The sequence below is a fragment of the Dyadobacter sp. AC419 genome (genome assembly GCF_979253085.1).
Map to the genome: position 1 here is coordinate 12,884 of NZ_CEEDCD010000002.1, position 25,994 is coordinate 38,877.

The following is a 25,994-nucleotide window of genomic DNA, read 5'->3' on the forward strand; positions in this document are numbered from 1 at the left end:
CCCGAAGATAGAAAGTGTAAAATAGCACTTTCAAACCCATGTTTACCTTTTGTATACCTCCGTTTTCATGATCGTTGACCTTTTGTGCATTTCGATAAATTGATGTCGGGAAATAGACTTCCTACGTTTGCATTGCCTTCCGAAAGAAGTCGGTTCTGGCAAATCAACTTTATCATTATTATCTGTTGTCATGAAAAAATCAGTTACAAACGAAACATTTACACGCCTCTGTAAAACATTACTCACAGTATTTCTGCTGATCACTACATTCAACGCAAGCGCCCAAAACAACTGGATCCGTCACATTGTAAATCAGAGTTCATTGCTTGAAGACGTAGCTTATGGACTAGGAAAATATATAGTTGTTGGCGACGATGCCACAATCCGTACTTCCACCGATGGCCAAAAGTGGGAAACCCAGTCTACTCCCTTAGGTAAACAGGGCTTCCTTCTTTCTATTGTTTTTGGAGACGGAAGATTTGTAGCTACTGGATCGAACGGTGTTATCCTGACTTCCACAAACGGAGTAGACTGGACAAAAAGAAATTCCGAAACAACAGAAAACCTCCATAGCATTACTTTCGGCAATGGTGTTTATGTAGCTGTTGGATACCTGGGTACGATCGTTACTTCTACCAACGGAGACAACTGGACTAAAAGAACGTCGGAGACAACCAAGAGCCTTAATGATGTCACATACGGCGGTAACAATACATTTGTTATTGTGGGAGACGACGGATTTATTGCCACTTCCTCGAACAATGGTGAAGGCTGGTATAAAGTGACCTCAGGAACAACAAAAACATTGAATAGTGTAACGCCCGGCAAAAATTCAAACTTTGCGGCCGTGGGACGCGATGGTGCAATCCTGTACTCTGCGGGCGGATATGTGTGGAAGGCTAAGTTCGGGCCAAATCCTTCAACAGCTTTTACCAGCGTGGCCTTCAATCCTACGACCGGCAGCTTTGTCGCTGTTGATGCGAGTACGAAGACTGCTGTGACATCTGTTGATGGCAATTATTGGGGAAGCCCGGCTGTTAAGACAGGCTCTGATTTGGGTTTCCTAAGATTGCGTTTTGTGAACAACCATTTTTTCGCAGTCGGATACCATGGCGAAATGCGCTTTTCATCTACCAACGGAAAAACCTGGTACTATCCCGGGGTAAATACGCGGAAAATGACCTTGAATGGCGTAGTCTACGGAAATGGCAAGTTTGTGGCTGTCGGAAGTGCGCCGCTTGACAATGGTGCAACTGGTTTGGGAGGATCAAATGTCATCGTCAGCTCTGCTGATGGAGCGAATTTCTCGATTGCAAACACCGTGCATTTGTACGGAATCGGCAAGTCTTTCAATGATGTAACCTATGGAAATGGAAAGTTTGTAGCCGTTGGCGATGATGCAATTATTCAAACTTCGACTGACGGTATGAACTGGATTTACAGCCAGGCTAATTTTGGGCAAAAACTGACAGGTGTAACTTATGGAAGCGGCAGATATGTGGCAGTCGGCATGAAAGGTGTGATCCTGTTTTCAGATGATGCCAAAAAATGGACAAAATCAAACTCCCTGAGCATTAATAGTTTCCTTGGAGTTTCGTATGTAAACGGTCTTTTTGTGGCAGTTGGTCTGAATGGCACGCTTGCTACTTCAACCAATGGTAACTACTGGTACTTTAAAGCGACCGGCACATTTAACAATCTTTCCAGCGTAGCTTATGGCGCAGGCAAATGGATGGCCGTTGGGTCTAATAATACCACTGTGACTTCGACAGATGGTTTAACCTGGAAGACGAAAATATTAAATTTGAACAATGCACATTTCACAGATGTCTGCTACGCAAACGGTCAGTTTGTAATGACTACACTGGGTGGCTTGATTTATACCTCCAAAAATAACTACCCATACGTCTATTCAAACAATGAACAACTTCACAGCATTACATTTCGCGACGGGATGTTTTTTGCAGCAGGCACCGTGGGCTATCTGATCACATCTGTATTCGATAATGGCCCCACGCCAAGCGAGCCAAACCCAGGATTACCAAATACCGGAGCTCGTGAAGCGTCTGAAATAGCAGAGAGCTTAGATGGGGAATTGGAGACGAAAGTAGAATTCAATGTAACAACTTACCCAAATCCCGCTATTGACCAGTTTTCGGTCGATGTTGAAGGCGCCACTGGCGGTGAAGTGAGAATGCAGCTGATGAGTCTTTCAGGACACACTATTTTTGATAAAGTTGTAAGCGCAGAACATGGCACATATCAGGAAACAATTCCGATGGGCCAAGAACAAACCGGTATTTATCTCCTGAGAGTGAGCACATCAACCAAGACACAGACTATGAAGATTTTGAAACGATAAGGTCTTATTTAATCAATCAGTTTACTACCCATTTATTAGTCAATGCCATGAAAAATCAATTTTTAGTTCAAATTCCCAAATCATCATCAATCATTCCCAGGGCAATGCTGCTCTTCGTTTTGCTTTTATTTTTTCAAAGCTGTAAAGACCCGGACATCACCTCGGAACCATCCATTCCCCAACAGACCGGCAATGATCCTCAGCTGCAAGCACTCAGCAGTTTTTTGGCCGGCCTTACCGGCGCACCCGCTGACAAGGTCGTTTATGATCAGAAGGAAAACACATTCATCATCGATGGTGATATTAAAGTCACAAGAAGCAGTGCCGAAGGCTATCTCAATGCCGATAAGGGATCAAGGGTAAACCAGCGGCAACTCCTTTGGGGGCTGAAAGACGAAGTTGTGAAAGACATTAAGGTTCACGTCGCTTCGAGCATTTACGGGGACTGGTATGAACCCGTCGTCCTGGCAATGATAGATTGGAATGCTATACCTAACACAAAGGTGCATTTTCAGCAAGCAACCAACATTGATAAGGCTGACATCGTGGTAACTCCCCAGTTTGGTTTCCCCAATCCCGATGGATCGCCAAACTGGTTAGCACGTCAATGTCTGCCAAACTCGGACGGAACAATAGGTGGCGGCATGGAAGTCAATGTTTATTACAATTCGGAGAGCGCAATGCCCTTAGCTAAAAAGCGGGAGGCTATTGCTCACGAGCTGGGTCACGCAATCGGCCTCACCCACACAGATAAAATGTCAGGTCTCCTTGAGGCCCAGATTTGCGACACACCTTTTATGGATAATAATTCGGTGATGAACTCGTCGGTTACCACTTGGAAAGGGTTCAGTAAATACGACATAAAAGCAGTGGAAACTATGTATCCGGAACATACCTGGAAATATTCCCTCGCTCAGGCCACAGATATCGCAGCATCATCGGGCAATACGCAATCGTTGTGGACAATCAGTAAAGTGCCAGTAAATGGAGGATACGCAATCAACAGGTATAATTATGTGACACATCAATTCGTGACGGTTCAGGGAGGAGGTCTTCGTATAGCTGTTGGCCCGGACGGCTTGCCATGGATCGTAAATAATGCTGGCCAAATTTATAAAGGTGGCAGCAATGCTTCGTGGCAAAAGTTGCCAGGCAGTGCACTTGACATTGCTGTTGGGACTACTGGTGCAGCCTATATTATCAGCACAATACCCGCCCCTGGCGGTTTTGCGATCAAATTCTGGAAAAACAACCAGTGGAACCAAATGCCCGGGAAGGGCGCGGTGCGCATCGCGGTATCTTCAACCGGAGTTGCCTGGGCCGTTGACAATGCCAATAGGATCCTGAAATCGAACGGAACATCTATGGATGATACCGGCGCGTTAGGCCGGGACATAGCAGCGGGAGCTAATGGCTCGGTGTATGCAATTGGTCAAACGGCGGTTCCCGGAGGCTATTCGGTCAAAAAGAATGAAAATGGCTGCTGGGTGCAATTAGATGGAGGCGGCGTTGCCATCACAGCCCACGGCAACGGCATGGGACCTGCAGTTATTAATAGTCTCGGACTGGTTATGGAATATTAAATAGCTGGCCCCTTCGCCTTTAAATAAGTGACCAGGAAGTGAATTCCAGGGATTAACAGCTTGTTTAAGTTTGAAAAACTGAACACGTCGTCTTCCAAAATGGAGGGCGACGTTCGCTTGTAGCTAAGGCCTGGAATCTGCTTTATCCCAATTCAGCTGGACATCTGCAACGCTTTTATGCGCCTTTTTACTCAGTAATTCAGCTAATTCGAGATCTCCTAAAATTTCCCTTTGGGTCTTCAGTGTGTTCCATAAGTTTGTAAGGCCGTCAGTGTTGCTCGCGTCATAGATTTCGCCGGCGGCAATATGCCAGCGGCACTGGTACCAACCGTAGTTTTGCGGGTAATTCGGGCCTATCTGATTATAATTTGTTTCCAGCTCTTGCAGTGTGGTGTATTTTAAGGCAGATCTGTCAGTGGTTGCAACGACCATTTTAGGAAATGTAGTCAGCGCATTCAAAAGCTCAGGCTCCTTTTCAGCAATGTAAGTATGAAGCAAAATGTTTGGAAATAACTCGCCCATCCACCTGCGCTGCATGACCAAACCGCCCTGGTTATGATAGGCATGACCTAGTTCATGAATTGCCAGCAAGTCAAAAAATGGCTCCATATTCAGCCCGCCATTCTTATCTGAATAGGCTTCTTTAACGGGTCCGGCGTATGCGGCTGGAATTTTGTCAGTAGCTGGAACCATGCTTTTCCAATGATCATTGTTTTCGGCAGCCACTATCAGCGTCTTATTGCTGGTATAATGAGGCATACCGTAAAAAGGGAATTTGGTGAAGTTTTTCCAATCACCCGGAGAGAGTATCAGAAGGGTTACTGTGGGTGTAAATTGTAACAGCCCGGCGTAGAATGCTTGCACGTTGTCGAGTTGTTGCGCCATGCGCCTGGCCTTTGCTTCCGACCCGCTACTGTAATAAGTATCTGTTTTAAATCCCTTTAAATGTGTCAATCCTTCATAAGACTGCGCATTTAACTGATTACAAATGAGAAGAAAGCACGCGATAAATAATGCCAGATGAGATGTTTTCATGATTTTTTTAATCACAAATCTATCTTGCAGGCTGACCCTGTGCCTAGTACAAAATCGACATTTTCTCAGTAACGCATGTCCTTTTGCATACGCAGCGGGGTTGAACGCAGTTCTTGCTCTATGACAGAAGGATTTACCCCGGCAAAAATCTTGAAGTCCCTGATCATGTGCATTTGATCGAAGTATCCTGCCTCGTGCGCTATTTGTAACCAGCTGATTTGTGGGAAATCTTCCCGAAGCCTGTACGCCTTGGAAAACTTTAAAATTCGTGCATAGAATTTCGGGTTCATGCCTATTCTTTCTTTACATGTCCTTTCAAATTGTTTTAAGCTCAGACAGGAAAGTGATGCTGTTTTCTCAATAGACATTGCACCATTAGTTGCCAGGAGCGCGCGAATGGCAGCATCAAAGGGCAACATCTTCCTGAGACCAATTACCCTTTTCAAAAGGAATTCTTCGACTATATTTTTACCTTCTTGTATCGTGCCTATATTTTGTAAACGTTCATTGACGCTCCGCATCTCGGCATCAAAAAAGTCCAGTGCGTCATAGCCGCCATCAGCCAACTCGTGCATGGGAACATTCAAGATGCGGTACATGGCACCCGGCAGGAAATCGACAGCGTACCGACCGGAGACGTTTGTGCACTTTGACATTTACACGGGAAAGCTGGGGCCCGGTAAGCAAGACAAGTGGCTGCACTTCAAAATTTGCCGACCCGGGACGGCCCATTGATACAGGATCATTGCAATAAAACATCAATGATTGGAAAGGCGAAGGCGGAAAGGGTGTTACCACCTCACTAATTCCATCCATCAGCGTCAAATCTACCGTTAGTATGTTGAGCACATATTCGTGGAGAGCTGGGTGCAGCAGGTGTGTTTTTACTTCCATTTGACGTGCAGTGTCTAGCAACAATCATCGTTGTATCCCAAGGTAATATTTTCAATTTTTTATGTCAACTAAATGTCAACTAAAATAATCCGCCCAGCCTACTGTGTTTCAAACAACTAGCAGGCCAGGAGACTAAAAACAGAAAGCCCGCCGGCATGGACGCCGGAGGGCTTTTGTCGGGCTATGCTGTCCTCTAAGTTGGTTCAGCCCACCCAGGTTTCAGTAGCGTGCTGTTCAGAACTGCAGCCCCATGTTGACTGTCACGTATGCGTACGACTTGGTATCGACCAGGCTGCTACCTATCAGTTTGTACTGCTTACGTTGCGTCACGTAGCTATCCGCGTCCAGCGTGTAATTGTAATAATCGCCGTCGAGTGAACCCTGCTCGGTTACGAGCGTGACCAGGTGCTTGCCCGGCTTACCGAAAATCCGCAGGTAAGCATCATGTTCTTTCACACCGATTACGTTCAACGGATAATTATCGCTCATGATCGGGTCGCCCCCTGCCGGAGTGTAGTTGAATTTTGTTTCAAAACTGGTAGATGTTCCTGTCGATTCCGTCGCCGAGATTATGTCGCCGTCAGCATTGTAAGCATACCCGAATCCACCAACGCAGCTATTTTTATTCTGGTAAGTCAATAACTGACCCTTCTCATTGTAGTTGAACTTCCACTCCCTTAAGTAAGTTAGAGGAACATTGTTGTTGACAACGGTAATCACTTCTGCTGATTCCTTGCAGCGCCCGCTTGCATCCAGCATAAAGGATTCATCACGGAGCTTGACCTTTCCCTGATGCGTAAACGCTCTGATTTTACCGGGACTATAGGTGTAATCGGTCTCGATAGCGAGACCACCACGTGCGGGGGTGGTCACGTTCATGAGCCGGCCATTGTTGTCGTAAAACAGGGTTGCCTGACCATGTTTTGTGAGCTTGTGCACCTGGGGAAAGTTGGGTGAGTCAATATCACTTCCGATCCGCGCTGCTGATGCTGAGGCTGCTTCAGAAAGGCATGGGGTCCACAGCGCTATCTTTCTGGCAGGCAAATGAGCCAATCGCTAAGGCAAGGAAAAGGGTACTTTTGAAAAAATGTGTTTTGTTTAACATGGCTTTGTTGGTTTAAATACTATTTTATTCACTTCTCATTTTTGCCTACTCGATTTCAGGTTTTCGGCGCTTCCTGCTTTACTATGATACAAATGTGAGGCGAGTCTGGTAGGGCGTCAAAAGTTTCGTCCTGAGCGGCTGTAATCGGGACATTGAACCGCAGGTCAATGGCGATGAATCGTTTATGTGCATCTCTTTACGACAGCATCTTCAGTCAGGATCCATTTCGGCAAACCCATCTTGAAAACGGCCCTGACGCAGTTCCCCGTCAAACAAGTCGCCTATGGTTTTAAGTAGCTTTTCATCCGTACTTTCCAGACCAAGTCTTTTGTAATCATCACGGAAGTAGAGCGTAAGCAAGGACCCATTGATGGTGATATCCGCACTGATCCAACCCTCGCGCCGGTTAATTTTTGGCTCAATGGCTGGATACTGCATCTGAAACCAGCGCATAAAGTGCTCAAACATGCCAGGCAATACGGGTTTTAGTTCGTATCGGATCGGCGGCATTTTACCCAGGTTCTGTGCCCACCGACCGTGCCAGGGCGGGCGCTGAGTGTAGTGCCGCAGACTCAGAACCTCCTTACCCTCACTATCAGTTGTCCAGTCGAAATACGTGGCGAGCCAGTCGGACTTAGCGTCCTCAGCTAGTATAAACTGCGTAACCGAAGGACGAAATGGAACGACATAAGTTTGGTTCTTTACAAAGTCGACGGCTAAAAGGGCGTATTCAGACCGCTTTCGCTGGTGGTTGTAGCGGGTGCCGATAAATACCAATTGTGTTTTGCCGGGTGAAAAACCAACCAATATGGAGTTTATCCGGGTATACCCGTCTGTGCGTTCTATCGCAGCCTTGCTGACTAAATCGAGCGGATGAACCGTCAGGGTTTGTATATCCAGGACGCTGCATTCATTGACCAAAAGGTAACGCCCGCCATTTAAAAACCGGGACGCTTCGGAATTATCTGCCGGAAAACTAAATTGTGTCCTGCCGGATTGTCCATTATCACTATCGAGCCATTGGTAGGTGTTAAGTGCGCCTCCGGTGTTGGCGACGGTCGTGACGTGAGTCTGACCCGCACCGGCGGACCGGTTGCCGGCAGTAATCAGATATACGTGGTTACTGGAGGCCAGCACAGCTGATTCAGGCGCGTCCTGAAGGAACCAGGCCTGCCAGATTGTTACTTTTCTGCCATCGCGATCATTTATCAACACGGGTTGTCCGTTATGGCTGATTTTGAAACTGGATATCTTAGGCGGGCGGCGGGGAATGAGGCTTTCATTTGACTTATTAAATAGGTCGAGACGGCGATCACGAGCTAGTCTATACGTAAGAATCAATGAGTCACCAGTTATCTCCGTTTGTGCTGTTGTCATTGTCCCTGCCGAGCAGCCTAAAAGGGCGAGAAAACTGCTTCGTAGTGCCATGATCCATAGTTGGGAAGATTGTAGGGACATTTTAAGAAGCCATCTGGTGCATAGGGCAGCCCGAGGGAGGTAATGACAGGTCCGACTTTTCAGCCTGTGCCGCGTACATGGTTGCCTCTATGCCAATCATCAGAGTGGCTAATTGTGCGTAGGCGGCGGCCCAGGCATCTAAAAGCATTGGCGAAGCGGCTTCGCCCAGCACCTCGCTGATGGAAGCCAATAACTGCTCGCCTACAATGGGATAATGCTCGGGGCGAATGTTCAGGCTGGTGTGTTTATGACCAATGCGGGTCAGGGCTGGCTCCAGTACCAGCGGATTGTCGATGTGTTGGGCGTAGGCCAGTACGGCAGAAGCCAACGCTATGGGTTGACGACCGCTTTGCTGATGGTCCATGTTGAACACGGCTGTCAGGTCGGGATAATGCGTGAACAGACGCTGATAGAAATGCGTCGTCAGCAACACGCCGTGTACTTTTAGCACGGGAACGGTGTCTTTTATTAGTTGTTTTTGTTCGGATGTCATCTGGATAATGAATTGATTAGAAAGTGGAAATTTTGAAAAACGACAAATAGTAAAATGCTGTAAAGGCACTTACAAAGTCACAGGCAAAGGTGCAGGTAACATAAGCCTTGATTCAAAAATTTTGGCACCAGTGGCTGTAATTCGGCTATGATTTACCGCTAATCGATCGTGAGTCGTTGTGGGCAGCCACTGTCACTCGATTCGATTTGGATACGACTCATGTCCAGATAACTGCGCTTCATGCTGTTAAATTTTCCATCACTAAAGCAGTGCGATACTTTTGAATAAGCTCTCAAAGTGGTGCTAACGAAGACAAGTGATACGTATGAACCCTTTCCTAGGTTTACGTTTGCTTACTACCGTTCGTTAAATCAAAATGATGTTATCCCTATTAGTCATGAAAACTAACTTTACCAAGTCTTGTCTAGCCTTACCAATTAAAGGCAGAGATCTGAAAGAAAAGCTTTTTACTCAGACAGCCATTTGTTCACGTGGATGTTCGTTTCTTTTTGTTGCTTTTCTGCTACTTACATTACCGGTCAACGGTCAGGAAAGCCAGGACTTTCTATTAAAAAGAAATCAAATTACAATTGGCCTGGGTGGCAATTTTATTAAGACGCTTGATCTTGTCACTTCTCCCCTCATGTATAAGTCGCTTAGGACAGACTTGCAAATGGGCTATTCGCGCAGGTTACAAAACGGAGTTTTTTTATCTGATCTCCACATATTCGTAGGTTCGGCAAAACCAAATTCCGGTTCTGCCGTTCAGATATATGCCAAGGAAACCAATATTCATGGAATTGAAACTGTGGAACGTAAAGAACTTTCAATAAGCCAATTAGGCTTTAACCTGCGATTCGGTTATTTACATAAATTGCCCCAACTGCGCAGTATAACGAATGCCTTTTACCTGGGCGGAAGCCTGGAAGAAAGTTTAACGTATGTGCCCGGATTTATAAGTACTGGCGTAATCAACTACGGTTCGTTAAATGCCATGGCGAGATTCGACCACTTTTTCCAAAATGGAAAACCCATCAGTTTTGAGTTTTCGGCCCCGCTTGTTTCAATTGTAACACGCCTACCCTATCACCAGTCGCCCGGATCACCGGATCAGTCGAGTATCGGAGCATTTTTTACGGGTAACAATAAGGTTGAGACGCTCAATCATTTTCAAAATCTGCGGTTCTCAGTAAAATATCCTTTGCTGATAGTAAAGCGTATCGCTCTGAACATTCAGTATCAAGCCTCCTGGATGCATTATTATCATCCCAATCACCTGACGCAGGCAGGCAATCAATTATCCCTAGGTTTAACCTTTTAATGTAATAATATGAAAGCGCAATTAATCAAATTGGCAGGAGTTTTAATGTCCCTGCTTATCGCTCTCAGCTCGTGCCAGGAAACAATGGTTGGCTATGAGGCTAATAATTCAAGTGAACAAAACTTCCAGGCGATGTGGGAAAAATTTGACAGCCATTACGGCTTGTTCTTAGTAAAAAATATCGATTGGAATGAAGTATATGCGTCACACAAATCCCGAGCAGCGGCCGCAAAAACAGATGCAGATTTGTTCTCAGTACTTTCTTCTGCGTTGTATGTCCTGAACGACAAACACATTAACATTTACACAAACAGCCCGCAGTTAACCGACTATAATAGCGGTGAAAACGGGCATATACCAGCTCAGGTAGATTTTGATTTCGAAGTCGTCCGGGAAAAATATCTTACTGAATATCATGAGCTTTCAGAAGAATTGGGTTATGGTAAGTTAACACCCGAGATTGGATACATACATGTTGATTCATTCAAGGAATCTTTTTCCGATTACCAAAAAAACATGGACAAAGCCATTAATGCCTTGTCATCCACCAAAGGGATCGTATTTGATATCAGAGACCATAGCGGTGGCTCCGATCTGGTGAGTAAATATATAGCCGGCAGATTCGCAAATTCGAAGAAGTTGTTTATGACATCCAGCAAAAGAAATGGTCCCCTTCATAACCAGTTCGAAGCTGCTACCAAGTGGTATGTCGAACCGTCGGGTAAAACGCAATACACGAAACCAGTCATTCTTCTTACCACATCCACTACGATAAGCGCAGGAGAAACCTTCACATTTGCCATGAGAGAAAATGACAATGTAATCCATATGGGAACAACAACCGCCGGTGCGTTTTCTGATGTGATTGCCCATCAATTACCAAACGGCTGGATTGTCACTGTGGGCGTAGGCGACTATCGTGGCTCAGACGGAAAGAGCTACGAAGGGATTGGAATTACCCCAAAGATTATTAGTTCAAACGAGAAATCAGATGTACTGAACGGCGTGGATAAAACCCTTGAAGCGGCGCAAGAAATTTTGCATAAAACACATTAAGATCTTCTATTATTAGTCATGAAAAAAATCGTTACCACCAGACCATTCCATTATTTCATTCACACACTCACATTTGTTTTTTTATTATTAAAAATCCTCACTGCGAATGCGCAGATTGTATGGACGGGCATCACGGTAAGCCCGGAACAACAGCTTAATGACGTGGCCTTCGGAGCGGGCAGATATGTTGCAGTGGGTGAAAATAATATTATGCGCACTTCAACCGACGGCGCAACCTGGACTACTTTGCAGCCAGGCCTGGCCGTTGGTGGCACGTTATACAGTATTGTTTTCGCCAACAACCTGTTTGTTGCAGTCGGCAGTTCTGGCTTGATCGTCACCTCTACGGACGGGATTTCGTGGACCGCAAAATCGATGGGCACCACACAGAAATTCAAGGGTATTACCTACGGTTACGAGACATTCGTAATCGTAGGCACAGCAGGCGCATTGCTGACATCACCGGACGGCCAAAACTGGACAAAACGGCCCAGTGGCCTGGATGACCTGAATGACGTTGCCTATGTGGATTACACCTTTATTGCTGTGGGACCGAACGGATTGATCAAAACATCTTCTGCATACGGCATAGACTGGTCTGTGAAATACTCGGGCACGTATAATGAGTTGCGGGCCGTAGCGGGTCGCCCTAACGGAGGTTCGGTGATCGTAGGTGACAAAGGAACTATTTTGTATTCAAAGGAAGAAAAATACTGGAACCAAGTCCCAACCCAGGACAAAACGCTGTCCCTAAGTGGTGTCGAATGCAATCCTTCAAATGGTCGGTTTGTGGCTGTTTGCTCCAACAAAAATGTGGCACTGGTGTCTCCTACCGGGGAATACTGGGCTGACGCGCCTAAACCAACCGGATCGGCCTGGTATTTCAACCGTGTCCGCTATTTTCAAAATTCATTTCTGGCCGTTGGAGGCAAGGGAACGTTCCGGTCATCGAGTAACAACGGCTATTCGTGGTCTTCGGAAACCACGAATTTCAGGACCATGCAGCTAAATGGCGCGGCCTATGGAAACGGCACTTTTGTAGCAGTAGGGAGTGCCCCGCTGGATAACGGAGCGACTGGACTGGGACAAACCAACCTCGCCATTGCCTCCACAGATGGAATTAGATTTACGGTCGGAAAAACGGTGAAGCTGGTCGGTGGCACAAAATCCATTCATGACGTTGCTTTCGGAAATGGTTTATTTGTAGCCGTAGGGGCCGATGCATTGATCCAGACTTCGCCGGATGGGAAAGACTGGACATACCGCCAGGTCGAGTTCGGACAAAATCTTATCGGGGTCACTTTTGGCAGTGGCAGGTTCGTGGCAGTCGGCCTCCATGGCCTTATTCTTTGGTCTTATGATGGGAAGGTTTGGCATAAATCAACTAATAAGGCCCTTTATTCCATCAATACCGTGGCTTATGGGAACGGACTGTTCGTGCTCGTCGGACAATACGGTCTCATTGGAACGTCGCCGGATGGCAGTCACTGGTCGTACTGTTACAGTGGCACAACAAACCACCTGAGAGGCGTCGCGTTTGGATACAACAAATGGATTGTTGCCGGACAAAATAATACGATCCTCACTTCTACCGATTGCCTAAAATGGAAACCGCTAACCCCCTCAGTCACCGTAGGCCCGACCGACTTTACAGATGTAATTTTCAACAATCATTTTTTGTTTACCGGGACTAACGGTAAGATTTTAAGATATGTAGGTGATCCCTGGTGGGCAGTTCAGGCATCAGCCACCTATAAAAACCTGAATACAATTACCTACGGCAATGGATTGTATATGGCGGGTGGAAATGCGGGGGCTTTGGTCAAATCGGTTGACCGTCTCTTTTATCCTGATACTCCGGATTCGCCACTCGAGGAAGCTCAGTTTAGGGTAGGTCAAACCGACATGGACGAAAATGCTGCCGAAGAAGGAACCGTGAAACCTGCATTCACCGCTACTTCTTACCCAAATCCGGTGGATGATCAATTTGCTGTTAAAATTGAAGGAGCAGAACATGAAAAAGTGAGGCTGCAGCTGCTAGACGTCTCGGGCCGGACGATCCTGGATAAAGTGGTGACTGCCGAAACCGGCACTTATCAGGAAACAATCCCGATGGCCCAGAAACAAACCGGAATTTACTTGCTGCGGGTCAGCACCGCCACACACACTCAAACTTTGAAAATACTAAAACAATCATTTAAATAAATGGCCCTTTTGCTGACCCACCTTTATTTAGGGATTGCATCTAGGCCTCCCTAGTTACAATTTATTGGTTAGTACCATTCAAACTGTGGTATCAAAATTTAACATCTGGGACACATAACTGCCTCCTAGACCAAAAACATTTTAGACTTACAGTATTTTAATTTTTACGGCTCAACTCAAACTATTACAACTTCCATTATGAACAAAATTTGTTTAAATCTGCTTTTTGTTGCGTTCTTTCTTTTAAGCTTCTCTTGCACGGACCATGACATTCCTTCGGTTCGCCCGGTGATTGAAACCGAAACGGCCTATATAGAAGACTCATTCAGTGACAATATGATCTTTGGAATAAAATGGATTGAGCTTGGCTCAGTACCAGCAGTAGAGTACGGCAATATCTACAGTCAAACCCTGTCAGGTGATGCCCTAAACGTGGACGGTGCCGACGTTGTTAACGTTGTTTTTCCTAAAGGGAATGTTTCTCATGTTGGTTTTTTTCCAAGTCGAAACATTTATTACCGCGCGTATGCCAAGCTAGGAGACGGAACAGTAATTTACGGCACAGAAAAGCTAATTGAAATTTAAGAGTGTGTTGAGATCATAGGCACACATAAGAATCGTTCGATGAATCCAAAGATTCAGAAGACTTGCTTTCATTTTTTTATTTAAAATCAAAAAGCCCGCAAATCATTGATTTACGGGCTTTTAAGTAATTTTGATTTTTCAATCAGTGGAGATGGAGGGATTCGAAATCCATCTCTAATCAACTTATTTTCAAATACTTACTTTCCCGTATTTTTCTCAGTCCCTAATTCGTCCCTCGGGTTTCAATGCGAAATCTGCGGATAACAAAAAACCCGCAAATTGATTTTGCGGGTTTTTGTAAGTTTTGATTTTTCAATCAGTGGAGATGCGGGGAGTCGAACCCCGGTCCAGATCAGGGAAACCCTGCGCCTTCTACATGCTTATCCTCGATTAGATTGTCGGGCCAGACAAGGTTCGCGGCGGACCCGCGTCTAAGCCTTAGATACTAGTGTCTTGTTGGTTTTACGCATCAATATACCAACCAGCGCTGCGGTTCGACACCTCTGGACCCACCCGGCAGCACGTGGGGTGGAGAGATGATGGCATTTGGTTAATCCTCCGGATTAAGCAGCCATGGCGTAGTTAGATTCGCCAGATATTGTTTGAGACCATTATTTACGGGAGGTAATCTCAACTCCCGACATGCTTACACACAGACCTTCAGCCCGCTGTCAATTCCAGTCACCCCCGTTTGGGCTATCGGCTTTCAGCTTTTGGCGATCGGCTTTTGTAGTTCACCAAGCGCCATTGCGAAGTTTGATTGCATTGTAAGTTACAACCTTTCAGCTCAAAAAGTTCGTAAAAAGTGGCAGTAATTTATCCTTAAATGCAACCTAATGACCTAACCCGCTGAGATGAAATACATTACAATCCAGCTTGCAAACATTACATTCAAAACCGGTCGAGCATTGAGCCGCTCATTTAAAACTCCCAACGATAACTCAGCACAGGAATCAATCCAAGCTGATATTGGGTGACGATGTCCTTTTTCAATGTGTCGTAATATTTGAATGCCTCATTTTTAGTGCCGGAGACATTTTGCAGGTCAAAAGCAATTGTGCGGCTATATCGCACATTGCTTTTTTTCCAATAAATACGGAGATCAGGGCGGAAATAATCTTTCATTTTATACGAGAAATCTACGTTTTTGGCGTAAACTGTCGCTAATGCTTTTTGAGATGCGGCCAAATCAATCGGCGTGTCACGGAAACCTCCAAGCCAGAGGATTTTAGCATTCACACCCCAGATACCGCGTTCACCGACTGTAAACTCTTTTCCAGCCGTTAAGCTGAATGTATGCCGCCCATTATATCTGCTATCGCGTCGAACACCATCATTTGCAACGAATGTTGCGTCGTAAAGCGAGCCTGATATTAACATGTAATATTGTTTAGTCAGCATCTTTTGATAGGTTGCTTCAACGCCATAATTGCGCCCTTTTCCACCATTGATGAGCTTGTATAAAATCCGGTTCTCAATCATGTTCAGCGCAGAAAAGTTGGGCTCGAAACGATCTCCGATTGCAATGTCGAACTGTTCCTGCCAATATGCTTCCACTTTGATGCTGGCATCTTTCTCGAAATTCCTCTGATAACCGAAAACCAAATGATGGGACTTGGCCGGTTTTAAATGCAGGTTCCCCGAAACGTCTGTCGTAACATATTCAGCAAGGTAAACCTGCGGTTGCTGCATCTGACTGTGTAGTCCATAGGATAATGTCAGTTGCTGCTTTTCGCTCACCTGCCATTGGAATGCAACCCTTGGTTCAACGGACACATTGGACTTCGCTTCTGGCTCAGTTATCTTACTTAACAGCATATGAACGCCGACTTTACCAGAAATTTTCGGAGACACCTGGAAGCTTAATGAAGCAAAGGGCTGGAAAACCAAACTGTTGATTCCGCCGAAAGAATAATATGGAAACAGATGGTCTTTTTGGTAAGTTAAATATCCGCCAACATTGAACCGGCTGCGGAGTCCGACCTTAGCATTCAAAACGGAACTTACTGAAAGCTTTTTTTTCTCCATCAAATCTTCGCCTAGCTCATCCGGTGTAGCTGGCGTATTAAAAACCGGAGCTTCATTTCTGGAAGTGCGCAGCCCGGAAAACACTACAACTGATCGTAAAGAAGCATTTCTGCTCAACGGAAAGTCATGCGTTACGCCCGCAGCGCCCATTTTATTTTTGTAAAGAATGTTATATCCGTCTTTGCGAAATTCCCATGTCGCACTGTCTCCCTCAGATTTAAAATCATTGCTACTCAAACCACCTATACCGAATATTTTAAATGTTCCAGCTTTGCCAGCGGGAAGATTAACATTAAAAGACAAATCCTGAAAGCGAATATCCTCTCCTCCAAACTTAACACCAGCCGCCCCGAGCAGACCGGTGAAAGAGTAGCGGTAATTGATGAGATATGATGCTTTGGATTTTTTGGAAAATGGCCCTTCGGCTGCAAAATCAAGGCCTAGTAAGCTGGCTTGCGCAGTGAATTCGGTTTTTTCGTCATTGCCATTTCGCAGTTGCATGTCCAGAATGCCTCCCGTAACATTGCCATATTGAGCAGGGAACGGGCCTGATAAGAAGTGCGAAGTTCCCAGAAGCTGCGTGCTCAAAATATTCACTCCCCCACCCGTTGATGTGGGCCGGTCGCTGAATGTGCCTGCGTTGGATAAATGATTGGGATTGACAATCTCAACGCCTTCGAGTCGCCACTGCATGCTGTTGGGAGAATTGCCTCGGATCACCAGTCCATTTGCCTGATCATTGGCTGCGGCAACGCCTGGAAATGAGGTTGCTACGCGCGCAGGATCCATGTAAGTGGCTGCATATCTGAGTGTTTGCTCGATGGTTATGGCTTGAATGCTGTTAAAAGCAAGCGGCCGGGAAGCAGTGATTGTGGCTTCATTGAGCTGTTTTCCAACGGAATGCAACCGGATCTGCTGCACATTTTCTTTTCCCGATTCCAACAGAATTTCAGGAATGGATACGGATTCATAACCGAGGAATGACGCGGTCAAAACATATCTCCCGACTGGCACCTGATCAAAGCGGAATTCGCCGGCCTCATTGGCGCTGGCGCCTTGGCCCGTTGCATTTATCGTTACGGAAGCGTTGCCAAGCGGCAAACCCGTATCCGCGTCCTTAACCGTTCCGCGGATTGTTGAAGTGTAGGTTTGTGCAAATGATGATATGGAGCAAAACAAAGAGAAAAGTAAAACACGAAGCATACAAAATAATAACCAGGTGAAACTGAATTGTAACCGCAAAAGTAGCCTGTAACTGCTTACTTACCTGTTGATCTCCATTTTTGTTATATAAAAAAACAGGGCGACCGATTGGCCGCCCCGATAAGGTTTGCTATACATCATTGCTATTTCAATCCATCAATAACCCGGATTCTGGGTCAATGTGGGCTTACCATCCAATTGGCTGTTCAGGATTTCGTCCTGTGGCAGTGGATAAAAGTTGTTTTTGTCTGTAAAGGTTTTGCCAGCCATATAACCTCTTTTGCTGAAAGTGCGGCCAGATGGTTCTTTGCCAGGAGCAGCTTCCTCAGCAGCATATTTGTTCAGCACTTTCGCCGCAATTCCCCAGCGAACCAGGTCAAAGAAACGGTGGCCTTCCATTGCGAATTCCAGTCTTTGCTCCATGCGAACGGCATTTCTTGCATAATCAGCGCCTTTTCCTGCGAATGCTCCTGCCGGATAGGGCTCTACTTTGTAAGTTACCGATGCATCCTGAACAGAACCTGTTTTGGCACGAAAACGGATTTGATTTACAAGTCCTTCTGCAACAGCCAGGTTTCCCAACTCAACTTCACATTCCGCCAGCCACAATATTACGTGCGACAGTTTGATCATGCGGAAGTTGTTGTTCACGTTACGCTTGCTGGTCGAGTGCGTTGTGCTGTTTTCTTCTGCCAGATAATACATCCATTTTTTACCCGTAAATGGTCCCGCATAAACCTGATCGCGAATCCAGGCTGAACCCGGCATAGGGCCCCAGTCCAGGAAGTTAACGCCGCGGCGGCCTACTGTCCAGTCAAGACGAGGATCAACCGGAACTGTTTTGTCAAGCGTAAATGCAGCCGAGCTAACAATTCCCTGATCATTTGGAAGATCCACTTTATTATATGTATCCAATGTTCCGTCCGCAGCGGCACCAATCATGGGCAGTCCGTTTTCAGTTTTGAATGCATTCACAAGGTTGTGAGAAGCCTGGTGAAAATCCGCAGCAGCCACGTCCCGGTGCACCGGCAGAATATGGCCAGTTGAGGTTGTCACCCGCGTTACCATTGTTTCCGTTTGTTCCATCATTTACAGAAAACTGCACTTCAAAAATAGACTCCGTATTGTTGTTTCCGGTTGTTCTGTAATTGTCGTGATAGTTAGCAACGAGTTTTTTGCCAGAGTTTTTCAACACGTCATCCAGCACTGTTTTTGCCTCAGCAAATTTCTTTTGGAACAAAAATGATTTGCCCAGAAAAGATTTAGCTGCCCATTGTGTTGCTCTTCCTTTTTGTGCCTGAACGGCCGGAAGGTTGTCAGCGGCGAATTTGAAATCTGCTTCAATTTTAGGCCACACATCTTCCGTGTTTGGAACTTTGGTCGAATTCGGATCAGCAGACACGTAGATTGTTTCGTCAATGAAAGGAATGTTGTTCCACATTTTTTTAGCCTCAAAATGGAAGAAGCCTCTCAAAAAACGCGCTTCTGCAACAACCTGATTCACTTCCGCTTCGGTCATATCCTTAATCAAATCACTTGTAGCGATCTGAATTACTTCGTTACATCTGGCAACGCCGTCATATTGGTGCCACCATTTGCCCAGGAAATAAGTGTTGTCCGAAAGCCAGTTGTACTGCTCGATGAAAGACTGTTCTGGCTGGTCACCTGCATCGGTTCCTTTCACTGCGTCATCGCTCGCAATCCCACCAAAAACATAATTGGAAACCGTCGACTGACGGCCTGTATTTCCTGAACCAACGCCATCAACCAGCGAGTAAGCGCCTATTAGCAAGGCATTTACTCCGTTTTTATTACTTAGCTGTTCAATAGACGCGCGGCCCTGTGGTTTCAGATCGAAAAAGCTGTCAGAGCACGAAAAGCTCATTCCGATCAGAACGATTAATATGGTTATTTTTTTCATTGTAATAATTGAAATTTCGTGAATGTCAGAGGATTAGAAACCAAAGCGTAAGCCCACCAGATAGGATTTAGAAACCGGATAAGCACCTTCATCCACACCCATGTGCTTGTCTTCGTTGTTGTTACCGGATCTTCTCAGGTTAATGTCCGGATCAAGTCCCGTGTATTTGGTGAATGTGAACATGTTTTGTCCTTGCAGATAAACCTGCGCAGACGCGATTTTCACTCTTTTCAGCAACTTAACCGGCAAAGTGTAAGTCAGCTGAACGTTTTTCACACGGAAATAAGAACCGTCTTCCAGGAAGTAAGAAGAAACCTGCTGGCTGGTCGCGTCACCTGAGTTAAGGCGTGGCAACTTGGCGTCGTCACCTGGTTTTTTCCAGGAATTGTAAAGCATATCTTTCGATCTGTTACCCTGGAAAACGTTGAAATCAGTCCAATATCTAACATAATTGAAGATTTCGTTGCCTTGAACTCCTTGGCCAAACACAGTCAAATCAAATGCTTTGTAACCAACATTAAGGTTCACACCATAGTTGAAATCAGGGTGCGGGCTGCCAATAATCGTGCGGTCAGCGGCAGTAATGATGCCGTCGCCATTCACGTCGCGGAATTTGAATGTTCCTTCACGTGTATACGAGCCGAATTTTGGAGCTGCATCCGCTTCTGCCTGATCTTTGATTACGCCGTCAACAAAATAGCCGTAATAGCTGGCAATCGGATAACCTGCTTTGGAAGCGGACATGGCCGGAAGGCGCGTTGAAAATCCGAAAATTGTCGCGTTAGGGTCATTGTTCAGCTTGATCACCTCATTTTTATAGTGACCAAAGTTCACGCCTGCTGCATAGTAGAAATCACCTTTTTTGTCGCGGAAGTTAAGACCGATGTCAAAACCTTTGTTGCTCACTTCACCAATGTTTGTATAAGGGATCGTTCCTGTTCCGGCCGTTCTTGGAATGGCGATCTGGGTCAGCATATCCGTTGTTTTACGGTTGTAGACGTCAAGCACAAATTCAAGTTTACCATTCAGCAACACCGCGTCAAGACCAATGTTGGTTGACGTGTTGGTTTCCCATTTACCATTGTTGTTACCAAACTGCACAAGGTCAAATCCACCGACGATCGACGTCCCTGTTCCGTTGATATCGTAAGCATTGTTCTGTGGATCCGGTGCATACAAAGTGTACGCATTGTAAACGTTCGGGATCAGCTGGTTACCGGTTTTACCCCAGCCAAAACGAATTTTCAGATCGTCCAAAACCTTCTTCGCTGGCTTCATGAATTCAAGTTCGGTCATCCTTAAACCCACCGAGAATGCAGGGAATACACCATAACGGTTCGCTTCCGAGAAGCGGGAAGATCCATCGCGACGCAATGTAAAGTCAGCCAGTAAAAGCTCTTTATAACCGTAGTTGATTTTACCAAATTGTGAGAAAAGCGCTGTTCTTTCAGCACCCGCACCTGCATTGGCCAAACCGGACGCCGAACCTGCATCCAGGTAACGATAGTCAAGGTCGTCAAACGCAAATCCGCTCCTAGTTGCCTGGAAAGCGGCAAAATAGGTTTTAACAGCTTCCGTTCCGACCAAAATATTGAAGTTATGCACGCCAAATGTTTTCGCATAATTCAATGTGTTAAACCAAGTGATCGATCGGTCTAAGTTATTGATAACGTTCAGGTTGTTTGCGTTTCTGGACTCCGCTGCTTCAATGTCGCGGTGGAAATACTCAGAGCGGTTTGTTTGATTGTATTCAAGACCAAAACTTGTGCGCGCAACCAATCCTGGCAAGATATCAACCTGTGCAAACATGTTTCCAAACACGTGCGTGCCTCTTGTAATGTTGTCTTGTTCACGATAAAGACGTGCAAGCGGGTTTGGCGCGTTACCCAGGTTACTTCCGCGGCTTCCTGCAAATCCGTTATAAGCAGATGTGTTTGTGCCGCCCAATGCAGCTGGTCCGCCTGTAATGTCAAACACCGGAATGATCGGGTGAACGCGGATCGCAAACATGATCGGGTTACCTTCATCATTGTTTGTAATGCCTTGTCTTTCATCGTAAGAGAATGTAAGGTTCTCTCCTACTGTGATTTTTCCTTTTGTGAATTCCGTGTTGGCGCGAACAGAATATCTTTTGTATTTGGTGTATCTTAAAATACCATTCTGCTTGAAATGGTTGGCAGAGATCGCATATTTTGCAGATTTCGAACCACCGCTTGCTCCTATCTGATAATTGGAAATCGGAGCCGGATCGAAAATTACATCTTGCCAGTCCGTTCCTTCTTTGTTAGCCTTTGTAATGTTGAAGGCTGTTTTACCAAGAGCGGGATCCGCAATGTCGTTCGTATAAGTGTAGTTGGAAGGCAATTCGCCATAAACGTTCGGATAAATGTAGTCCGCGATCGTCTGGTTGCCGTTCTCATCAAACTTGTACTGAACCGAAGGTGAAGTTGCCGAAGGATTTTTACCAGCCCCCAAATCCGACTGATACAAATATTGACCTAACTCTTTCGTGTTCAACAGATCCAGCATTTTACCAGGTCGCTGTGTGCCTGTGTAAAAGTCAAATGTAATGCTCGGATCGCCTTGCTTTCCTTTTTTGGTGGTGATGATGACAACACCGTTGGCAGCACGCGCACCGTAAATAGATGCAGCAGAAGCATCTTTCAAAACCTGCATCGACTCGATATCATTCGGGTTCAGCTGGTTCAATGTTCCCTGCGTAGGCACACCGTCAATTACATACAGCGGACTGTTGTTGTTGATCGAACCAAAACCACGGATCCGGACCATTGTTCCACCACCCGGCGAGTTGTCATTTCCGACCGTAACACCCGCGGCACGTCCTTGCAGCATTTGCGTTACACTGGCAGAAGGCACAGCGGTCAGTTCTTTTGTGTTAATGACGGTTACAGCACCGGTAATGTCCTTTTTACGCTGCGCGGCGTAACCGGTCACCACCACTTCCGTAAGTGCTTTTACGTCAGCGCTCATGCCAATGTCAATGGTGCTGCGGTTTCCAATCTCCACTTCCTGGGTAAAATAACCGATGTAGGAAACGACAAGCGTCCCGGTTTTTGAGGGAGTAGTAAGTGAGAAACGACCATCCGCGTCGGTGGTTGTTCCCATGGTTGTTCCTTTTAAGAGAACGCTCACCCCTGGGAGGGGCACATTTTCAGACGCGTCCGTGATGCGTCCGCTCAAAGTGTTCTGCGCCCACACATGGAGCACTCCGAAACACAATAAGAAAGTCAGGTAAAGATTTTTTTTCATTAACTGTTCGGGTTTGTTAAAATATTAATAAAAAAGGAAGAAGTTGTAACCTGCTGTTACTACACAGAGTTGGGTAGAAATGGGCTTCTGAGAGTAAAATAGGCTATTATTTGCAAATTATAGAAAAATTCAAAGATAGCAAGCGAATCGCATCGTTATTGGCAATATAAACTTGCAACGGTCGTTCCGGATTATTTTTCGGTCAATAAGTAACCAATTGTGTACTTTTTTATAACGATTCGAACATTAAATTTTCCTATTCTTGTTTTTATACCAAAAGCTTAGAGAAATTAGGAATATCCCGGTTTGGGCGGGCGAATGTAAACCGCGCTATTTTCGGATTTGTCGTATTTTTGTCTGCGTAATAACGGACATGTATGAAGGTTGAAGAAATAGAGGATTATTTTAAGTCATTGCAGGATCACATTTGCCAGGCAATTGAAGAAACAGACGGCTCGGCAAAGTTTGTTGAAGACCTTTGGGAACATCATTCAGGCGGTGGCGGAAGGACCCGTTTAATTCAGAATGGTGACGTCCTGGAAAAGGGCGGTGTCAATTTTTCGAGCGTGCGGGGCGAAGTGCACCCGCGGCTTCGGCAGCAAATGAACCTGGGTGAAAATGACGATTTTCATTTCACAGCAACGGGCGTTTCGATTGTGATGCATCCCAAAAATCCACACGTTCCTATTATACATATGAATGTGCGCTATTTTGAGCTGAGCAACGGCACCTGCTGGTTTGGCGGCGGCATTGATCTCACCCCGCATTATGTGGTGGAAGAGGATGCCCGATTTTTTCACCAGACATTAAAATCTGCTTGTGACATTCACCATCCGGAATTTTACGAGAAGTTCAGCCAGTGGGCAGATGATTATTTTTACATTCTGCATCGCAATGAGACACGCGGCATTGGCGGCGTTTTCTTCGATTATATGAAGCCGCTTGACAATGGCAATGCGCACGGACTTTCAAAAGATCAGATTTTTGAGTTTGTAAAATCGATCGGCGAATCTTTCGCACCGGTTTATACGACACTCATGCAAAAGCACCGGAATGAGCCTTTTACGGAAAGGCAAAAACAATGGCAGTTCCTGCGCCGCGGACGTTATGTGGAATTTAACCTGGTTTGGGACCGTGGAACCAAGTTTGGCCTTGAAACCAATGGCAGAACGGAATCGATATTGATGAGCTTGCCACCGCAGGCTAATTGGGAATATAATTTCCAGCCGGAGCCGGGATCTGAGGAAGAGAAGACTTTGAACTTGTTAAAAAAAGGGCTGAATTGGGCTTCCTGATTTGTCATAAATCAGATAACCATCTTTTACAACCAGCGGTGACTCGAAATTATTCGTGTAAAGCTGTCCCGTTCCCAGACCTTGCGGGAGCGGGTTGTTATAGGAAGCCGTAAACTGGGCGATGGCGCTCAGTCCAATGTTCGATTCCAATGCAGATGTGATCCACCAGTCAATGTTCAGGCGGTTAGCGATTTCGATCCATTCGGCTGTGTGCCGGAAACCGCCCAGTAATGTTGGTTTTAAAATGATAAAAGGCGGCATCAGCTTTTTCAGCAGGGCAAATTTTTCGCGGTAATCGAATATGCCGATCAGTTCCTCGTCTAATGCAACCGGAACGGGCGAAGAAACGCACAATTCCTGCATAAGCGCATGCTGCCCTTGCCTTACCGGCTGTTCAATCGAATGCAAGTCATATTCGGCAAGTTTTTTCAGCTTAAAATCGACGTCTTCCGCGCCAAAAGCACCGTTTGCGTCCACGCGAAGCGTAATGTTATCTTTGTCAAACTTGTTACGGATCGATTCCAGAATGCGGCATTCCTGATCAAAATTGATTGCGCCGACTTTCATTTTCAATGTCGAAAATCCTTGTGCAAGCTTGGCTTCCACCTGTTCTGACATGTTTTCATAAGATCCCATCCAGATCAGCCCGTTCATTAAAATGCCGCTCTCGCCTTTTGAAAATGCATTTTTAAACTGAACTCTTTCCCCGCCGTTCATAATATCCAGCAAAGCCATTTCAATTCCAAAACGAACGGATGGTAAATGCTGCGGAATAACCTGGTCTAAAATAATGCCGAGATTGAAGGGAAAAACGTCCAGATCCATTTCATTGAAGAGGTCGCAAACGGCTGCAAGCTGCTGTTCAAAATCGGGCAGGTCGTCAACGCTCAGACCGGGCAGCGGGCCGCATTCTCCGTAACCTGCTATGCCGGGCTGCTCATTATCAGTGATTTTGATAAGCCAGGAAGTCTTTTGTGTAAGGACCCCGCGAGAGGTGCGCGCTTCATTACGAAAATGCAGCGTGTAGGGCTTATACACAATTTTTAACGGCATATTTTTGCGGTGTCAGATTTTTTCGGGGCACAATATTAGGCAAAAAATACGTAATTATGCACCAGTTATGAAAGAACATGATTGGATAAAAATCGCTTTAACGCCGTTTTCATGGGTTTATGGTTTCATCACCGACCTGCGTAATCTGTGTTACGATCACCAATTATTTTCTTCCAGGAAACCTGCTCAATTTGTCATTTCAATTGGCAACCTCACCGTCGGCGGAACCGGCAAAACGCCAGTTACTGAATATCTGACCAACCTGTTTGCAGACAAAGTCCCGACAGCCATTTTGAGCCGCGGTTACGGACGCAAAACGAAAGGTTACCGCCTGGCCGACAAAACTTCAACGCCTGATGACATTGGCGATGAGCCTGCACAATATTTCAGGAAATTCAGCCCGGATGTGCTGGTTGCCGTTTCCGAAAATCGCGTTGCGGGGGCCGAAAATATCGCATTGGTAAATCCGGCAATCAAACTGCTTTTGCTCGACGATGCATTTCAGCACAGAGCCATCGCGCGTGACATTAATCTGCTTCTGAATGATTTCGAAAGGCCGTTTTACAAAGATTTACCCTTCCCGGCCGGCCGCCTGCGTGAACGCAGAAATGGCGCTAAAAGAGCCAGCGCTGTTATTGTAACAAAGTCTCCTGCCCTGCTGGACTCCAACGTTAAGGCTGAAATAATTAAGCAGATCCGCCAATATAGCGAGCCGCAAACGCCTGTTTTCTTCTCATTTCTTGACTATGCCGGACCGGTGAGTTATGCGGGAGGCCATGTTTCGTTAAAGAAAGTTAAAATGGCGGCTGGAATCGCAAATCCTTTGCCCTTCGCTGCACATCTGGAGGCCCGGTTTGACGTTACAGAACAGGTTGTATTTCGGGATCACCATAATTACACCGCTCACGACGTCGAAGAACTGATTAAGAACTTAAAAAGCGATACTTTTGTGGTAACAACCGAAAAGGATATGGTCAAGTTAAAGCCATTGGTTGAGGCGTTGCAGGTGGCAGGGAAATTTGCCTATATTCCTGTCAAAGTGGATTTTGGCAACGATACAGCGCGCTTCCAAGAGTGGATTTTCAGTCACACCGATCACCTATTTCGCGCAGAACGATAGTTTCCTC

The 25,994-nt window shown here is 45.8% G+C and carries 16 protein-coding genes, 1 other RNA gene and 1 pseudogene; 8 read left to right on the forward strand and 10 right to left on the reverse strand.

Annotation, left to right across the window (positions count from 1 at the left end; all coding sequences use genetic code 11):
- Positions 1–190 precede the first annotated feature (190 nt).
- Together AC0IYG_RS00185 and AC0IYG_RS00190 are read left to right on the forward strand one after the other, a co-directional pair.
- Positions 191–2,362, forward strand: coding sequence for a T9SS type A sorting domain-containing protein (locus AC0IYG_RS00185; protein ID WP_471709021.1), 2,172 nt, complete (start codon positions 191–193; stop codon positions 2,360–2,362).
- A gap of 47 nt (positions 2,363–2,409) precedes the next feature.
- On the forward strand, positions 2,410–3,945 hold the full coding sequence (locus AC0IYG_RS00190) for a hypothetical protein (protein ID WP_471709022.1): 1,536 nt from the start codon (positions 2,410–2,412) through the stop codon (positions 3,943–3,945).
- A 123-nt stretch (positions 3,946–4,068) separates the two neighbouring features.
- Here AC0IYG_RS00190 and AC0IYG_RS00195 read toward each other — a convergent pair whose 3' ends face one another.
- The 5 genes from AC0IYG_RS00195 to AC0IYG_RS00215 all read right to left on the reverse strand — a co-directional run bounded on the left by AC0IYG_RS00195 (position 4,069) and on the right by AC0IYG_RS00215 (position 8,930).
- Positions 4,069–4,980: a hypothetical protein gene (locus AC0IYG_RS00195; protein WP_471709023.1), complete on the reverse strand. Its 912-nt coding sequence runs from the start codon at positions 4,978–4,980 to the stop codon at positions 4,069–4,071.
- A 65-nt stretch (positions 4,981–5,045) separates the two neighbouring features.
- Positions 5,046–5,579, reverse strand: coding sequence for a helix-turn-helix domain-containing protein (locus AC0IYG_RS00200; RefSeq protein ID WP_471709024.1), 534 nt, complete (start codon positions 5,577–5,579; stop codon positions 5,046–5,048).
- A 529-nt stretch (positions 5,580–6,108) separates the two neighbouring features.
- Positions 6,109–6,918, reverse strand: a complete 810-nt coding sequence (locus AC0IYG_RS00205) for a hypothetical protein (protein ID WP_471709025.1) — start codon at positions 6,916–6,918, stop codon at positions 6,109–6,111.
- 271 nt (positions 6,919–7,189) lie between these two features.
- Entirely contained in the window at positions 7,190–8,407 is a 1,218-nt protein-coding gene (locus AC0IYG_RS00210) for a hypothetical protein (RefSeq protein ID WP_471709026.1), read from the reverse strand.
- Between the two features lie 31 nt (positions 8,408–8,438).
- Positions 8,439–8,930, reverse strand: coding sequence for a globin domain-containing protein (locus AC0IYG_RS00215; protein WP_471709027.1), 492 nt, complete (start codon positions 8,928–8,930; stop codon positions 8,439–8,441).
- Positions 8,931–9,327: 397 nt separating this feature from the next.
- Between AC0IYG_RS00215 and AC0IYG_RS00220 the strand changes: the two genes are divergently transcribed.
- From AC0IYG_RS00220 to AC0IYG_RS00235, 4 genes are all read left to right on the forward strand, one after another.
- A complete protein-coding gene (locus AC0IYG_RS00220) occupies positions 9,328–10,251 on the forward strand; it encodes a hypothetical protein (RefSeq protein WP_471709028.1) in 924 nt (307 codons plus the stop codon).
- A gap of 9 nt (positions 10,252–10,260) precedes the next feature.
- Positions 10,261–11,307, forward strand: coding sequence for a S41 family peptidase (locus tag AC0IYG_RS00225; protein ID WP_471709029.1), 1,047 nt, complete (start codon positions 10,261–10,263; stop codon positions 11,305–11,307).
- Between the two features lie 18 nt (positions 11,308–11,325).
- Positions 11,326–13,512, forward strand: coding sequence for a T9SS type A sorting domain-containing protein (locus AC0IYG_RS00230; protein WP_471709030.1), 2,187 nt, complete (start codon positions 11,326–11,328; stop codon positions 13,510–13,512).
- Positions 13,513–13,710: 198 nt separating this feature from the next.
- Positions 13,711–14,097 (forward strand): hypothetical protein, encoded by a 387-nt coding sequence (locus tag AC0IYG_RS00235; protein ID WP_471709031.1) that lies wholly within the window; start codon positions 13,711–13,713, stop codon positions 14,095–14,097.
- A gap of 317 nt (positions 14,098–14,414) precedes the next feature.
- On the opposite strand, the gene ssrA is transcribed toward AC0IYG_RS00235, so the two are convergent.
- From ssrA to AC0IYG_RS00255, 4 genes and pseudogenes are all read right to left on the reverse strand, one after another.
- Positions 14,415–14,786: a transfer-messenger RNA gene (ssrA, locus tag AC0IYG_RS00240) on the reverse strand.
- Positions 14,787–15,018: 232 nt separating this feature from the next.
- On the reverse strand, positions 15,019–17,328 hold the full coding sequence (locus tag AC0IYG_RS00245) for a carboxypeptidase regulatory-like domain-containing protein (protein WP_471709032.1): 2,310 nt from the start codon (positions 17,326–17,328) through the stop codon (positions 15,019–15,021).
- A gap of 156 nt (positions 17,329–17,484) precedes the next feature.
- Positions 17,485–19,249 (reverse strand): annotated as a pseudogene (locus tag AC0IYG_RS00250) (RagB/SusD family nutrient uptake outer membrane protein).
- 33 nt (positions 19,250–19,282) lie between these two features.
- Positions 19,283–22,519, reverse strand: coding sequence for a SusC/RagA family TonB-linked outer membrane protein (locus AC0IYG_RS00255; protein ID WP_471709033.1), 3,237 nt, complete (start codon positions 22,517–22,519; stop codon positions 19,283–19,285).
- Between the two features lie 377 nt (positions 22,520–22,896).
- Between AC0IYG_RS00255 and hemF the strand changes: the two genes are divergently transcribed.
- Positions 22,897–23,814 carry an oxygen-dependent coproporphyrinogen oxidase gene (hemF, locus tag AC0IYG_RS00260; protein ID WP_471709034.1) on the forward strand — a complete coding sequence of 306 codons (918 nt, stop codon included), beginning with the start codon at positions 22,897–22,899 and terminating at the stop codon, positions 23,812–23,814.
- On the opposite strand, the gene AC0IYG_RS00265 is transcribed toward hemF, so the two are convergent.
- The gene (locus tag AC0IYG_RS00265; RefSeq protein ID WP_471709035.1) at positions 23,785–24,867 is read right to left on the reverse strand and encodes an o-succinylbenzoate synthase; all 1,083 of its coding nucleotides are present in this window, start codon (positions 24,865–24,867) and stop codon (positions 23,785–23,787) included. The two genes, hemF and AC0IYG_RS00265, sit on opposite strands and share 30 nt — an antisense overlap.
- Positions 24,868–24,934: 67 nt before the next feature.
- Here AC0IYG_RS00265 and lpxK point away from each other — a divergent pair, with 67 nt between their 5' ends.
- Positions 24,935–25,987, forward strand: coding sequence for a tetraacyldisaccharide 4'-kinase (gene lpxK / locus AC0IYG_RS00270; RefSeq protein WP_471709036.1), 1,053 nt, complete (start codon positions 24,935–24,937; stop codon positions 25,985–25,987).
- Positions 25,988–25,994: the final 7 nt, after the last annotated feature.